The sequence below is a fragment of the Kocuria sp. KSNUG genome (assembly GCF_049532735.1).
GTDB classification, from domain to species: domain Bacteria; phylum Actinomycetota; class Actinomycetes; order Actinomycetales; family Micrococcaceae; genus Kocuria; species Kocuria rhizophila.
In genome coordinates, this window is record NZ_CP150981.1 from 474,656 (window position 1) to 488,186 (window position 13,531).

General features: G+C 67.9%; 11 protein-coding genes. 4 read left to right on the forward strand and 7 right to left on the reverse strand.

From position 1 onward, the window contains the following. Positions 1-79 precede the first annotated feature (79 nt). The 7 genes from AABM36_RS02135 to dnaA form a co-directional block, all read right to left on the reverse strand. On the reverse strand, positions 80-565 hold the full coding sequence (locus tag AABM36_RS02135; protein ID WP_423447093.1) for a DUF3566 domain-containing protein: 486 nt from the start codon (positions 563-565) through the stop codon (positions 80-82). Beyond that, the gene (gyrA, locus tag AABM36_RS02140; protein ID WP_423447095.1) at positions 562-3,276 is read right to left on the reverse strand and encodes a DNA gyrase subunit A; all 2,715 of its coding nucleotides are present in this window, start codon (positions 3,274-3,276) and stop codon (positions 562-564) included. Before gyrA ends, AABM36_RS02135 begins: the two co-directional genes overlap by 4 nt. Positions 3,277-3,353: 77 nt before the next feature. After that, a complete protein-coding gene (gyrB, locus tag AABM36_RS02145) occupies positions 3,354-5,417 on the reverse strand; it encodes a DNA topoisomerase (ATP-hydrolyzing) subunit B (protein ID WP_423447097.1) in 2,064 nt (687 codons plus the stop codon). 251 nt (positions 5,418-5,668) lie between these two features. Further along, complete coding sequence (locus AABM36_RS02150; RefSeq protein WP_423447099.1) at positions 5,669-6,262, reverse strand: DUF721 domain-containing protein; 594 nt, start codon at positions 6,260-6,262, stop codon at positions 5,669-5,671. Further along, on the reverse strand, positions 6,255-7,469 hold the full coding sequence (gene recF / locus AABM36_RS02155; RefSeq protein ID WP_423447100.1) for a DNA replication/repair protein RecF: 1,215 nt from the start codon (positions 7,467-7,469) through the stop codon (positions 6,255-6,257). Before recF ends, AABM36_RS02150 begins: the two co-directional genes overlap by 8 nt. A 4-nt stretch (positions 7,470-7,473) precedes the next feature. Beyond that, on the reverse strand, positions 7,474-8,598 hold the full coding sequence (dnaN, locus tag AABM36_RS02160) for a DNA polymerase III subunit beta (protein ID WP_423447102.1): 1,125 nt from the start codon (positions 8,596-8,598) through the stop codon (positions 7,474-7,476). Between the two features lie 604 nt (positions 8,599-9,202). Next, the gene (dnaA, locus tag AABM36_RS02165; protein WP_423447104.1) at positions 9,203-10,897 is read right to left on the reverse strand and encodes a chromosomal replication initiator protein DnaA; all 1,695 of its coding nucleotides are present in this window, start codon (positions 10,895-10,897) and stop codon (positions 9,203-9,205) included. A gap of 649 nt (positions 10,898-11,546) precedes the next feature. On the opposite strand from dnaA, the gene rpmH reads away from it, so the two are divergent. The 4 genes from rpmH (at position 11,547) to yidC (ending at position 13,531) form a co-directional block, all read left to right on the forward strand. Beyond that, positions 11,547-11,684 (forward strand): 50S ribosomal protein L34, encoded by a 138-nt coding sequence (gene rpmH, locus AABM36_RS02170; protein WP_012399425.1) that lies wholly within the window; start codon positions 11,547-11,549, stop codon positions 11,682-11,684. A gap of 24 nt (positions 11,685-11,708) precedes the next feature. Continuing rightward, complete coding sequence (gene rnpA, locus AABM36_RS02175) at positions 11,709-12,050, forward strand: ribonuclease P protein component (RefSeq protein WP_423447106.1); 342 nt, start codon at positions 11,709-11,711, stop codon at positions 12,048-12,050. A gap of 66 nt (positions 12,051-12,116) precedes the next feature. Further along, a complete protein-coding gene (gene yidD, locus AABM36_RS02180; RefSeq protein WP_224764933.1) occupies positions 12,117-12,551 on the forward strand; it encodes a membrane protein insertion efficiency factor YidD in 435 nt (144 codons plus the stop codon). Beyond that, positions 12,548-13,531: a membrane protein insertase YidC gene (gene yidC / locus AABM36_RS02185; RefSeq protein ID WP_271073765.1), complete on the forward strand. Its 984-nt coding sequence runs from the start codon at positions 12,548-12,550 to the stop codon at positions 13,529-13,531. Before yidD ends, yidC begins: the two co-directional genes overlap by 4 nt.

Genomic DNA, 13,531 nt, shown 5'->3' on the forward strand with positions numbered 1-13,531 from the left:
GAACAGAGCATTCTCTGCCTGGCCACGCCAAGACTTTACCGGAGGTTGGTCCCCGCACCAAATCTGTGCGGGCCGGGGATCAGTCGTCGGTGAGGGTCACCCCGATGCCGCCGATCAGCGACGCCGCGATGTTGTAGAGCAACGCACCCAGCACGGACAGCGCGGACAGCAGGATCACGTTGACCACGGAGATCAGGGTGGAGAACAGCGCCGTGTTGCCGAGCGACAGGAACTCCTTGATGTCCGCTCCCTCGGCGCTGCCGCCGAGCATGGACAGCAGCTCGTTGATGCCCTGGAAGAGGCCGGTCAGATCCAGCACGAGCCACATCACGAGGGACGCCACCACGGTGATGATCCCGAGGGCCACGGACAGCAGGAACGCCAGCTTCAGGACGGACCACGTGTCCACCTTGGAGACCACCAGGCGGGCGCGGCGCACCTTGGCCCGGGGGGCGGGTCGCACGAGCCCCTTGCCGGAATTCTTTCCGTTCTGCTGGGGCTTGGACTTCTTGGGGGAAGAAGTCGTCGCGGGCTTGCCCGCTTTCGAGGCCGAGCTCGCGCTCATGCGTCACCTCCGTTGTCGTTGTCCTCCAACGCTACTGCATCGTTCTGGCCGTCGGAGTCAGCCTGGCCGTACCCGGTGCCCTCCGGGACGGCGTCGCCGGACTCGGCGTCCTGGCCCTCGCCGACGACGCCGCCCGGCGCGGTGCCGTGCGCCGCGTCCTCCTCGGCCACTTCCTTCTCGATCTCGCGCTCCGCGTTGCGGGCCACGCCCACGATGGTGTCCTCGGAGCCCGGCTTGGCGAAGATCACACCCATGGTGTCGCGGCCGCGGGCCGGCACCTCGCTCACGTTGGAGCGGACCACCTTCCCGCTCTCCATGACCACGAGCACCTCGTCGTTCTCGCCCACGATCAGACCGCCCACCAGGCCGCCGCGGACCTCGGCGAGCTTGGCCACCTTGATGCCCAGCCCACCACGGCCCTGCACGCGGTACTCCTGGACGGAGGTGCGCTTTGCGTAGCCGCCCTCCGTCACCACGAACACGTGGGAGTCGTCGTGGACCACGTTGGCGGAGAGCAGCTCGTCACCCGAGCGGAACTTCATGCCGGTGACACCCGAGGTGGCGCGTCCCATGGGGCGCAGGGCGTCGTCGTCGGCCCGGAAGCGCAGGGACTGGCCGTGGCGCGAGATCAGCATGACGTCGTCGTCCGTGTCCACGAGCATGGCGGAGACCAGCTCGTCGTCCTCGCGCAGGTTGATCGCGATCACACCGGCGGAGCGGTTGGTGTCGTAGTCCGTGAGGCGGGACTTCTTGACCAGGCCGTTGCGGGTGGCGAGCACCAGGTACGGCGCGTCCTGATAGGAGCGCAGCTCCATGACCTTGGCGATCCGCTCCTCGGGCTGGAACTCCATGAGGTTGGCCACGTGCTGGCCCTTGGCGTCCCGCCCGGCCTCCACGAACTCGTAGGCCTTGACGCGGTAGACCCGGCCCAGGGTGGTGAAGAACAGGATCCAGTGGTGGGTGTTCGTCACGAAGAAGTGCTCCACCACGTCGTCCCCGCGCAGCTGGGCGCCCTTGATGCCGCGGCCGCCGCGGTGCTGGGCGCGGTACTCGTCCGCGCGGGTGCGCTTGACGTAGCCGTCACGGGTGATCGTGACCACCACCTGCTGCTGCGGGATGAGGTCCTCCATGGAGACGTCCCCGTCGAAGCCGTACAGCACCTCGGTGCGGCGGTCGTCCCCGTAGCGCTCCACGATCTCCGCGAGCTCCTCCGAGATGATCTCGCGCTGCCGCGCCTCGGACGCGATGATCTCCTCGTACTCCGCGATCAGCCGCTGCAGCTCCGCGTGCCGGTCCTGGATCTTCTGGCGCTCCAGGGCGGCCAGGCGGCGCAGCTGCATGTTGAGGATCGCCTGGGCCTGCGCCTCGTCGATCCCGAGCAGCTCCATGAGCCCGCTGCGGGCCTCCTCCACGGTGGGGGAGCGGCGGATCAGGGCGATGACCTCGTCCAGGGCGTCCAGGGCCTTGAGCAGGCCCAGCAGGATGTGCGCCTCCTCCTGCGCCTGCTTGAGGCGGTACCTGGTGCGCCGCACGATGACTTCCATCTGGTGCGTCACCCAGTGGTGCACGAACGCGTCCAGCGACAGGGTGCGCGGCACGCCGTCCACGAGCGCGAGCATGTTCGCGGAGAAGTTCTCCTGCAGCTGCGTGTGCTTGTAGAGGTTGTTGAGCACCACCTTGGGCACGGCGTCCCGCTTGAGCACGATCACCAGGCGCTGGCCGGTGCGCCCGGAGGTCTCGTCGCGCATGTCGGCGATGCCCTGGACCTTGCCGTCCTTGACCAGGTCCGCGATCTTGATCGCCAGGTTGTCCGGGTTGACCTGGTAGGGCAGCTCGGTGACCACCAGGCACGTGCGGTTGTGGATCTCCTCCACACTGACCACGGCGCGCTGCGTGATGGAGCCGCGACCGGTGCGGTAGGCCTGCTCGATCCCCTTGTGGCCCAGGATTTGCGCGCCGGACGGGAAGTCGGGTCCCTTGACCCGCTTGATGAGCTCCTCCAGCAGGGTCTCGCGGTCCACGTCCGGGTTCTGCAGGTACCACTGGACGCCGTCCGCGACCTCGCGCAGGTTGTGCGGTGGGATGTTCGTGGCCATGCCCACCGCGATGCCCGCGGAGCCGTTGACCAGCAGGTTCGGGAACCGGGACGGCAGCACCGTGGGCTCCTGCTGCTTGCCGTCGTAGTTGTCCTGGAAGTCCACGGTGTCCTCGTGGATGTCCCGGACCATCTCCATGGCCAGCGGCGCCATCTTGGTCTCGGTGTACCGGGGTGCCGCGGCGCCGTCGTTGCCCGGGGAGCCGAAGTTGCCCTGTCCCAGCGCGAGCGGGTAGCGCATGGTCCAGTTCTGGATCAGCCGCACCAGGGCGTCGTAGATCGCGGAGTCGCCGTGCGGGTGGTAGTTGCCCATCACGTCGCCGACCACGCGCGCGCACTTGTTGAACGAGCGCTCCGGGCGGTAGCCGCCGTCGTACATCGTGTAGAGCACGCGGCGGTGCACGGGCTTGAGACCGTCCCGCACGTCCGGCAGCGCACGGCCCACGATCACGGCCATGGCGTAGTCCAGGTAGGAGCGCTGCATCTCCGTCTGCAGGTCGATCTGCTCCACGCGGTCCGAGGTCACCTCGAGGTCGTCCACCACGACTCCCTCGACCGCCTCGGGGGTGTTCTCCGGATCCACGGGGCCGGGGCCGGCCTGCGTCTCGTCACTCATGCGTTGCTATCCGTTTCTGCTGGTCTCTCGCGGTCCACTGTTCATGCCGGAAGGGGAATATCCGGCGGGTGACATGACTAGATGTCCAGGAACCGAATGTCCTTGGCGTTCTGCTGGATGAACTCCCGGCGGGACTCCACGTCCTCGCCCATCAGCACCGAGAAGACCTGGTCCGCCGCGGCGGCGTCGTCCATGGTGACCTGCAGCAGCGTGCGGTGCTCCGGGTCCATGGTGGTCTCCCACAGCTCGGTGTAGTCCATCTCGCCCAGACCCTTGTAGCGCTGGATGCCGTTGTCCTTGGGCAGGCGGCGGTTCTCCGCGAGACCCTTGGCCAGGGCGGCGTCGCGCTCCGCGTCCGAGAACACGTAGTCGTGCGGTGCGTTGGACCACTTGATGCGGTACAGCGGCGGCTGCGCGAGGTACACGTAGCCGTGCTCGATGAGCGGACGCATGAAGCGGAACAGCAGCGTGAGCAGCAGCGTGGTGATGTGCTGGCCGTCCACGTCCGCGTCCGCCATCAGCACGATCTTGTGGTACCGGGCCTTCTCGATGTCGAAGTCGTCCCCGATGCCCGCACCGAACGCCGTGATCATGGACTGCACCTCGGCGTTGGACAGCGCACGGTCCAGCCGGGCGCGCTCCACGTTGAGGATCTTGCCGCGCAGCGGGAGGATCGCCTGGTGCGCGGGGTCGCGGCCCTGCACCGCAGAACCACCCGCGGAGTCGCCCTCCACGATGTAGATCTCCGAGAGCGTGGGGTCCTTGGAGGAGCAGTCCTTGAGCTTGCCGGGCATCCCGCCGGACTCCAGCAGGCCCTTGCGGCGCGTGGTCTCGCGCGCCTTGCGGGCGGCCAGGCGGGCCTGGGACGCGTAGATGGCCTTGCGGATGATGTCCTTGGCCGGGTTCGGGTTGCGCTCCAGCCACGCCCCGAAGAGCTCGAACATCTCGCGCTGCACGAAGGTCTTGGCCTCCGAGTTGCCCAGCTTGGTCTTGGTCTGGCCCTCGAACTGCGGCTCGGAGAGCTTGATGGAGATCACCGCGGTGAGCCCCTCGCGGACGTCCTCGCCCGTGAGGTTGTCGTCCTTGTCCCGCAGCAGCTTGTTCTCGCGGGCGTAGCGGTTGATCAGCGTGGTCAGCGCGGTGCGGAAGCCCTCCTCGTGGGTGCCGCCCTCGTGCGTGTTGATCGTGTTGGCGTACGTGTGCACGGACTCGTTGAACGCCGTGGTCCACTGCATGGCCAGCTCCAGGGACATCTTCTTGTCCTGGTCGTCCACCTCCAGGGAGATCACGTCCTGGTGGATCAGCTCCGCCTTCTTGGAGGAGTTCAGGAAGGTCACGTAGTCCAGCAGGCCGTCCTCGTAGCAGTAGACCACCTGGCGCGCGCCGGCCGCCGCGGCGTCGTCGTCCGCGCCGGCCGTGCCGCCATCCTGACCCTCGAGGGGGCCGGTGGCGTCCGCGGGGGTGTCCCCGGCGATCTCCTCGCCGGTCTCGTCAGAGGCGCGCTCGTCCGTGAGGGAGATCCGCAGACCCTTGTTCAGGAACGCCATCTGCTGGAAGCGGGCCCGCAGGGTCTCGAAGTCGAAGTCCACGGTCTCGAAGATCCCGGCGTCCGGGTAGAAGACCTGCGTGGTGCCCGTCTCGTCCGTGGCCTCGCCCTTGACCAGCTCACCCTGGGGGCGGCCGCCGTTCGCGAAACTCATCCGCCACACGTGCCCCTGGCGGCGGACCTCGGTGTCCACCCGTGAGGACAGGGCGTTGACCACGGAGATGCCCACGCCGTGCAGACCACCGGAGACGGCGTAGCCGCCGCCGCCGAACTTGCCGCCCGCGTGCAGGATGGTCATCACGACCTCCACGGTGGGCCTGCCCTCCGTGGGGTGCATGTCCACGGGGATGCCGCGGCCGTTGTCGGACACGCGCACGCCGCCGTCCGCCTGCAGCGTCACCTCGATGTGGTCGCAGTAGCCGGCCAGGGCCTCGTCCACGGAGTTGTCGACCACCTCGTAGACCAGGTGGTGCAGACCCCGGGGCCCGGTGGAGCCGATGTACATCCCCGGGCGCTTCCTGACCGCCTCGAGGCCTTCCAGGACGGTGATGTCGCTCGCGCCGTACTCGTGCTGTGGGGAGTCCTCTGTAGCCACGGGGTTTCCGGTCCTCCTGCGTAATCGTTGGCGATCGTCGCCCTGCCCGCATGAGTACAGCCGATGAGACGGCTCGCGGCTCATCGGCTGGCGGGACGAAGAGATCTGTGACTCCTCATTCTAGCGGATCTTCCCGTGGATCAAGCCCTCAACGGCCTCCAGACGCCCTGGGCCCCCCGCTGTGATGGGTGACGTCATTTCCGGGGCTCGGAGCGGCTCGTGCGATTCTGGCGGGTTTTGGGCGGGTCCGGCTACCCGTACGTGTCCCGTGGGCCCCGACCCTGCACCGCCCAGCGCCCCCGTTTCCAGCTGGGCCCCACCGGGCCGTGAATTTCCAGTCTGGTGACAATGCCCTCTCCCAGCTTCTCGGCGAAGCTGCGCAGGATCTCGGACTGGATCAGCCTCAACTGGGTGGCGTACGCCGTGGAGTCGCACCGCACCCGCACCACCGTGTCCTCGAAGTGCTCCGGCCACGTGTGCTCGGCGTTGCGCGGGCCCACCAGGGAGGCCCAGTCCGCGAGCACGCTGCTCACGTTCACGGGGGTCTTCCACCCGCGGTGGGTCATGAGCGTGTCCACCACCGAGGACAGCGGCCGGGGGTCCCGCGCCGAGCGTCCCGGGCCCGAGAACCCGCCCAGCTGCCGGGGGTCCGTTCCGAAGCGGTTCCTGCTGCGCAGCGCCGGGGAGCCGGTCCCCTCCTCCATGGCGGTTCCGAATGCCCGCATGTTCTTGGCCGCGGCCGCGGAGGACAGCGGCTTGTCCCCGCGGTCCTGCGCCGCCTTCCGCGCCCGCTGCAGGGCCACGGCCGCGGCGTCCACCACGTCCCGGTGCACCGTGTCACTCATTCCCGGCGCCCTCGTGGTGACCCGCTCCGGGGGACGACGCCGCCGCGCCGCGTTCCCGGACCACGCCCGGTTCCACGTCGACGACCGTGTGGGAGCTCTCGAGCAGAGCCGCGGGAAGGTCCTCGTCCACCGCCGCCGTGACGAGCACCTGCTCCGCCTGCCGCACGAGCTCCGCCAGCCGACTCCGGCGACGGGCGTCCAGCTCCGCGAACACGTCGTCCAGGATCAGCACCGGCGCGGCGCCCGGGGACGGGTCGTCGGCGACGTGCACGTACCAGGACCCCAGCCGCAGCGAGAGGGCGATGGACCAGGTCTCCCCGTGGGACGCGTAGCCCTTCGCGGGGGTGTCACCCAGGCGGATCAGCAGGTCGTCCCGGTGCGGACCCACCAGGGTGATGCCGCGCTCGCGCTCCTGGCGCTCCACCCGTTCGAAGGCGTCCATCATCAGCCCGTGGAGGTCCGCCACGGTGAAGTGGGCGAGGGCATGCTGGTCGGCTCCCGGGGCCACGGAGGAGCTCTCGTACTCGAGCCTGACGTGCTTGGGACCCTCCGTGAGCTGCTGGTAGGCGCGGTCCACCTCGGGTTCGAGAGCCTCGAGGAGCTGGAGCCTCGCGGCCATCAGAGCCGCGCCGGCCCGGGCCAGCTGGTCGTTCCACACCGCGAGTGTCGCCCGGTCCGAGTCCGAGAAGGCCCGGGAACGGCGAGTGGACTTGAGCAGGGCGTTGCGCTGCTTCAGCGCACGGTCGTAGTCCGAGCGGGCCGCGGAGAGCACGGGCCGCATGGCCGTGGCGAGGTCGTCCAGGAACCGCCGCCGGTGGGACGGATCGCCCTTGACCAGGGTGAGGTCCTCGGGGGAGAACAGCACGGTGTGCAGCGTCCCGAGCGCCTCACGGGCTCGCACGGGTGCCGCGCGGTTGATCCGCACGCGATTAGCCCGTGCCGCATTGAGCTCGTACTCCAGCACCGTGCGCTGCCCACCGCGGTTCACCCGCAGCCGGATGATGGCACGCTCCGAACCCGTGGCGATCAGGGGGCCGTTGCCGGAGACACGGTGGGAGGCCAGGGACGCGGCCCAGTCCACCGCCTCCACGATGTTGGTCTTGCCCACGCCGTTGGGGCCCGCGAACACCGTGAGCCCCGGGGTCAGGGCAAGGTCCAGACCGGCGTAGGTCCGGTAGTCCAGCAGCGAGAGGTGGTCTACGAACACACGATCACTGGTTGGGCAGACGGACCGGCATGAGCAGGTACTTGTAGTCCACGTTGTCCTCGCCGTCCGGTTCTGCCTGGGCGGAGAGCACGGCGGGCTTGGGCGGGGCGGTGAACGAGAACCGCACGTAGGCCGAGTCGAACGCGTTCAGGCCCTCGGACAGGTACGTGGGGTTGAACGCCACGGTGATGTCGTCCCCGTTGAGCTGCGCGTCCAGGACCTCGGAGGCCTGGGCGTCCTCACCGGTGCCGGCGTCGAGCGCCACCTGGCCCTCGCTGAAGGCCAGCCGCACCGGGGTGTTGCGCTCGGCCACGAGGGACACACGTCGCACGGCCTCGACCAGCTCCGAGGTGCGCACCACCGCGGTGATCGGGGTGTTCTCGGGGAACAGCGAGCGGATCTTGGGGTACTCGCCGTCGATCAGCAGGCTGGTGGTGCGCCGACCGCCGGACTCGAAGCCCACGAGTTCGGTGTTCTCCGCCAGCGCCATGTTGACGTCCCCGGCGGACCCGAGGGTCTTGGCGACGTCGTTGAGGGTCTTGGCCTTGATGAGCGCGGCGGTGGACAGCGTGGGATCGGTGGGCCGCCAGGTGAGCTCACGCATGGCCAGTCGGTACCGGTCCGTGGCCAGGAGCGTCATCTTCTCCCCCTCGATCTCCATGCGGATGCCGGTGAGGATCGGGAGGGTGTCGTCCTTGGACGCCGCGATGTTCACCTGTGCGACCGCGTGGGCGAACTCGTCGCCGGCCACCACACCGGAGAGCTCCGGGAGGCCGGGCAGCTGGGGGTAGTCGTCCACCGGCATGGCTGCGAGGTTGAACTTGGAGGACCGGCACGTGAGGGTCACCTTTCCGCCGTCGGCTTCGAGCTGCACGGGCGCGGAGGGCAGCGAGCGGCAGATGTCCGCGAGCAGACGACCCGAGACGAGCGTGGTTCCCTCCTCCATGACGTCTGCACTGATGGTGAGCCGGGCGGAGATCTCGTAGTCGAAGCTCGCGATGGACAGGGACCCGTTCTCGGCTTTGATGAGCAGACCGGACAGCACGGGAACAGGGGGTCGTGGGGACAGCGAACGGGCAGTCCAGGTGACTGCTTCAGCCAGTACGTCGCGCTCGACCGAGAACTTCACGAAGGTGCCCCTCTGTTGGCTTTGGACAGGAGTGTCTTCCCTGCATGGTATCCGCCACGCAGCACGGCTCCCCAACGGAGTGTGTGGTGGGGAGATCGTGTGCGGAACCGCGGTGCCGGGGATTCGTGTAATTACAGAGATCCTCGCGAGGTGCCCGGGGGTGGATCGATCGGATTTTTGTTGTTCGGTGGATCTTTCTTTAAGGGTCAGAAGTGTTAATAACCCCTGTGGGTTCTGTGGATAACCGCCTGCTTCCCAGCTGTCGAACGGCTCCACGGTGTTGATGCACTGTGGATCGGCGGCCGTCTGTCTGTGACCGCTCAGTGCAGAACTTCCGCGTGATTCCGGGGATTCCACAGCACTGCCCACCGGTTCTCAGAGGTTCTCCACCGGTCCTGGCTCGTTGTCCACAGATTTTTCCACACTGCCGCGTTTTCGACCGTGCACAGACCGTCCACACCGGGCTCCCGCGCTGTGGACCGCGCCTCCAGAGGCCCGGGGTGGAGCGGTCGGCGCCTGTGGACGAATCACAAGAACGGGGCCCCGGACATCGTGTCCGGGGCCCCGTGGAGGATCTCTGCGGTGCGGGTGCTCCCCGCCGGGCTCAGCCCTCGCGCGACTGCTGCTTGATCCGGTTGGTCAGTTCCGTGACCTGGTCGAAGATCTGCCGGCGCTCCGCCATGAGGGTGCGGATCTTGCGGTCGGCGTGCATCACGGTGGTGTGGTCACGGCCCCCCAGCTCCTGTCCGATCTTGGGCAGGGACATGTCCGTGAGCTCGCGCAGCAGGTACATGGCGATCTGTCGGGCGGTCACGAGGGTCCGGGTGCGGGACTTGGACTTCAGCTCGTCCAGGGTGATGTTGAAGAACGCCGCGGTCTGGCCGAGGATCGACGCCGCGGTGATCTCCTGCCCGCCGTCGTCCGTGATCAGGTCCTTGAGCACCAGTTCGGCCAGCGGAAGATCCACGGGCTGCTTGTTGAGGGACGCGAACGCGGTCACGCGGATGAGCGCGCCCTCGAGCTCGCGGATGTTCGTGGAGATGTGGGAGGCGATGTACTCCATCACGTCGTCCGGAGCGTCCATCCCCTCACTGATGGCCTTCTTCCGCAGGATCGCGATGCGCGTCTCGAGCTCGGGCGGCTGCACGTCCGTGATCAGACCCCACTCGAACCGGGACCGCATGCGCTCGGCGAAGCCGGTGAGCTGCTTGGGCGGCATGTCGGAGGTGATGACGATCTGCTTCTCGTGGTTGTGCAGCGCGTTGAAGGTGTGGAAGAACTCCTCCTGCGTGTGCTCCTTGCCCGCGAGGAACTGGATGTCGTCGATCAGCAGCAGGTCCACGTTGCGGTAGATGCCCTTGAAGGACGAGCCCTCGTCGTCGCGGATGGAGTTGATGAAGTCGTTGGTGAACTCCTCGGAGTTCACGTACCGCACCCGCATCTTGGGGTAGAGCCGCTTGGCGTAGTGGCCGATGGCGTGCAGCAGGTGGGTCTTGCCCAACCCGGAGTCCCCGTAGATGAACAGAGGGTTATATGCCTTGGCCGGGGTCTCTGCGACCGCGAACGCTGCGGCGTGGGCAAAGCGGTTGGACTGGCCGATCACGAACGAGTCGAACACGTATTTGGGGTTCAGCCTGGCGGAGCTGTCCCACTCGGAGTCGGCGGGGCTGGTGTCGGAGCCGTTGCCGGTGGTGAGCACCTCCCGCGGCGCGGGGACCGGGGTCTCCTCCCTGCGGGGCGGGAGTCCTCCGAACTCCGCGTCGCGAGGGGGTGAGGCGACGGATGGCTCTGCACCGGGATGTGCCGAGAACCGGTGCTCCGGATCCGCCGCCTGCTCCCGGGGAGTGAGGAACGAGCCCGGGGCGCGCTCCGCCTCGATCTCGGTCAGCGAGGGCGCACCGGGCCCGCGCTGCTGTGCGGAGCTGGACTCGGTGTCCGCCCGGCCACCATCCGTCGAGGTGTGCTGTGTGCGACCGGTCCCTGCGCGGCGGGTGTCCGCCGGGGGGCGGGGCGGGCTCGAGTGGATCTCGAGTTCCGGGTCCACCACGAAGGCCACCAGGGTGTCGGCTCCGAAGACCCTGTGCACGGTGTCGTCCAGGATCTCGGACATGGGCCGGTGCTGGAGGAACTCGCGGGTGACCTCACTGGGAACGGCCACCAGGAGCGTGGAACCCATCAGGCCACGGGGCTCGCACACGGCGATGTTGCCGCGTGAGCGCCCGGTCACCCGGGGGTTCTCGTTCATGATGCGGACACACTCTGCCCACTGCTCGGACAGGGTCTGGTTGTCCTGCTGCATGAGCGACTCCTGACGTGATGGACCGGGAACGGCCCAGTTTTCCACAGAGTTGTTCACAGCGGTGGATAAAGCTCGTGGGGGGCGGCCGTGGGGATCAGCCTAGAGCACGTGTCACAGCAGTTCATAGCCCGAATTTGCGGGTCTGCGGAACTACAAACGTGTAGTTCCGGCCTGGGGACAACTCGCCGTGCCACGGCGCGGATCCGACGTTTTCCACATGTTCGGCGGACGGTGTGTGCACAGGTGTGGAGGGGCTGCCGCCGGTGCGAGCGACCCAACCGGGGAGCGGTGCCGAAGCCCGGGAAGAGTGCACATGGGTGGGACCGCGCCTGAGGATGACGGCCCGAGGCTCGCGGGGCAGGCGCGGCAAGCCCGCGGGGGAGAATGGCGGGAGCATCAGGAGGGCGACGCCCGGGGCGCACGATGGGCCCCGCGGCGCCCTCCCCCACCACGCGGCGGTCGTGGCCACGGGAGCTAGCGGCGTCGGCCCCGGCATTTGACCCGGCTGGTCCCATTGACTACTGTTGATAAGTCTTGTGCGTGCAGAGCGTGATTTCTGCGTACCCGCACGCCCCCAGAAACCTACCGCGTGCGCCCCCTGCGACTTCTCGCAGTCGGCTCACCGTAGTCCAACCTCATGGAGTGACTAATGCCCAAGCGGACTTTCCAGCCGAACAACCGCCGCCGCGCCCGCAAGCACGGCTTCCGTGCTCGCATGCGCACCCGCGCCGGCCGCGCCATCATCGGTGCTCGCCGCAGCAAGGGCCGCGCCAGCCTCTCGGCCTGAGCCCCCCGTCTCGAGGTTCGCGTCATGCTGCCCACCCGGCATCGGATGCGGACCTCGGCGCAGTTCACGACCACAGTACGTTCCGGTGCCCGCAGCGGTCGCCGGAACGTCGTCGTATCCGTGCGCATGCACACGGGTGAACCGTCCCGCGTGGGATTCGTGGTGTCCAAGGCCGTGGGCAACGCGGTGACGCGCAACAAGGTCAAGCGTCGGCTGCGCGAGCTCGCTGCCGGCAGCGTGCGGGACCAGCCCCACGGCATGGACGTGGTGGTGCGGGCCCTGCCCCCCGCCGCGGCTGCGGACTGGGACGAACTGGGCAGCGACTACCGGGCCGCATTCACGGCCGCGGCGCACCGGGCACGATGACGCTCACAGCAGCCCCCGGGCACCATGCCGTAACGTGCCCCGTGGACGATCGAGAAGGAGGCGCACGTGACACCACGGGTGACTCCTGAGCAGCTTCTGGCACGTGCCCCGCACGAGTTCAACACCTCGGGTGGCGTGCTCGGCGCGGTCAAGCAGGCTCCGCAGAACCTTCTGATCGCCCTGCTCAAGCTCTACAGGACCATCGTCTCCCCGCTCTACGGGGACGTGTGCCGCTACTTCCCCTCGTGCTCCGCCTACGCGCTCGAAGCCGTCACCGTGCACGGTGCCGTGCGCGGACTGGGGCTGAGCGTGATGCGGCTGCTGCGCTGCCATCCCTGGGCTGCCGGGGGGATCGACAGGATCCCGGGGGGTGGCCGGGAGTTCCCGACCCTCGCCACGACCCCCAGAATCGTTCTGCTCAACCACCCGAACCTCGTGCGTGAGTACACGCACGACTGTCAGGCCCGCCACCATGCGGCTCAAGGAGCCAACGCTCGATGAACTTCTTCGACCTGATTCTCTTGCCCTTCAAATGGATCGTGTCCGCGGTCCTGTGGGTCTTCTACGAGATCTTCACCTTCATCGGCCTGGACCCCACGTCCGGCTTCACCTGGGTGCTGTGCATCGTGGGCCTGACCCTGGTGATGCGCACGCTGACCATCCCGCTGTTCCTCAAGCAGATCAAGTCCATGCGCGGCATGCAGGAGCTGCAGCCGGAGATGGCCAAGCTGCAGGCCAAGTACAAGGGCAAGAAGGACCAGCTCTCCCGCCAGGCCATGGCGGAGGAGCAGATGGCCCTGTACAAGAAGCACGGTTCCAACCCGTTCGCGGCCTGCCTGCCGGTGATCGTGCAGATGCCTGTGTTCTTCGCGCTGTTCCAGGTGCTGCGTTCGGTCCCCCAGGCGGCCGCCAACAACGAGGCCATCCACGTGCTCACGCCGGAGATGGTCCACCAGTTCAACGAGTCCACCATCTTCGGTGCCCCGCTGTTCTCCACGCTGATGCAGCCGGGCGACGGCAACCACACGGCCACGATCATCCTGGCCGTCGTGATGATCGTGGCCATGAGCGCCACCCAGTTCATCACGCAGAAGCAGCTGACCTCCCGCAACATGAGCGACACCGCCAAGGCCTCGCCCATGTATCGCCAGCAGCAGATGATGCTCTACCTGTTCCCCATCATCTTCGCGGTGGGCGGCATCAACTTCCCTCTGGGTGTGCTCGTCTACTGGACCGTCTCCAACCTGTGGTCCATGGGCCAGCAGTGGTGGGTCATCCGCAACAACCCCACCAAGGGCTCCCAGGCGGAGCGCGAGCTCAACGAGCGGCGCGCCGCCAAGGGTCTGCCTCCTGTGGGCATGACCAAGAAGGAGCACGAGGAGAAGGTCGAGGAGCAGCGGGTGCGTGCGGCCGCCGGCCAGCGCAACCAGCCCGTGTCCAAGAAGCGTCAGAAGCAGCAGACCAAGAAGAACAACGGCTGA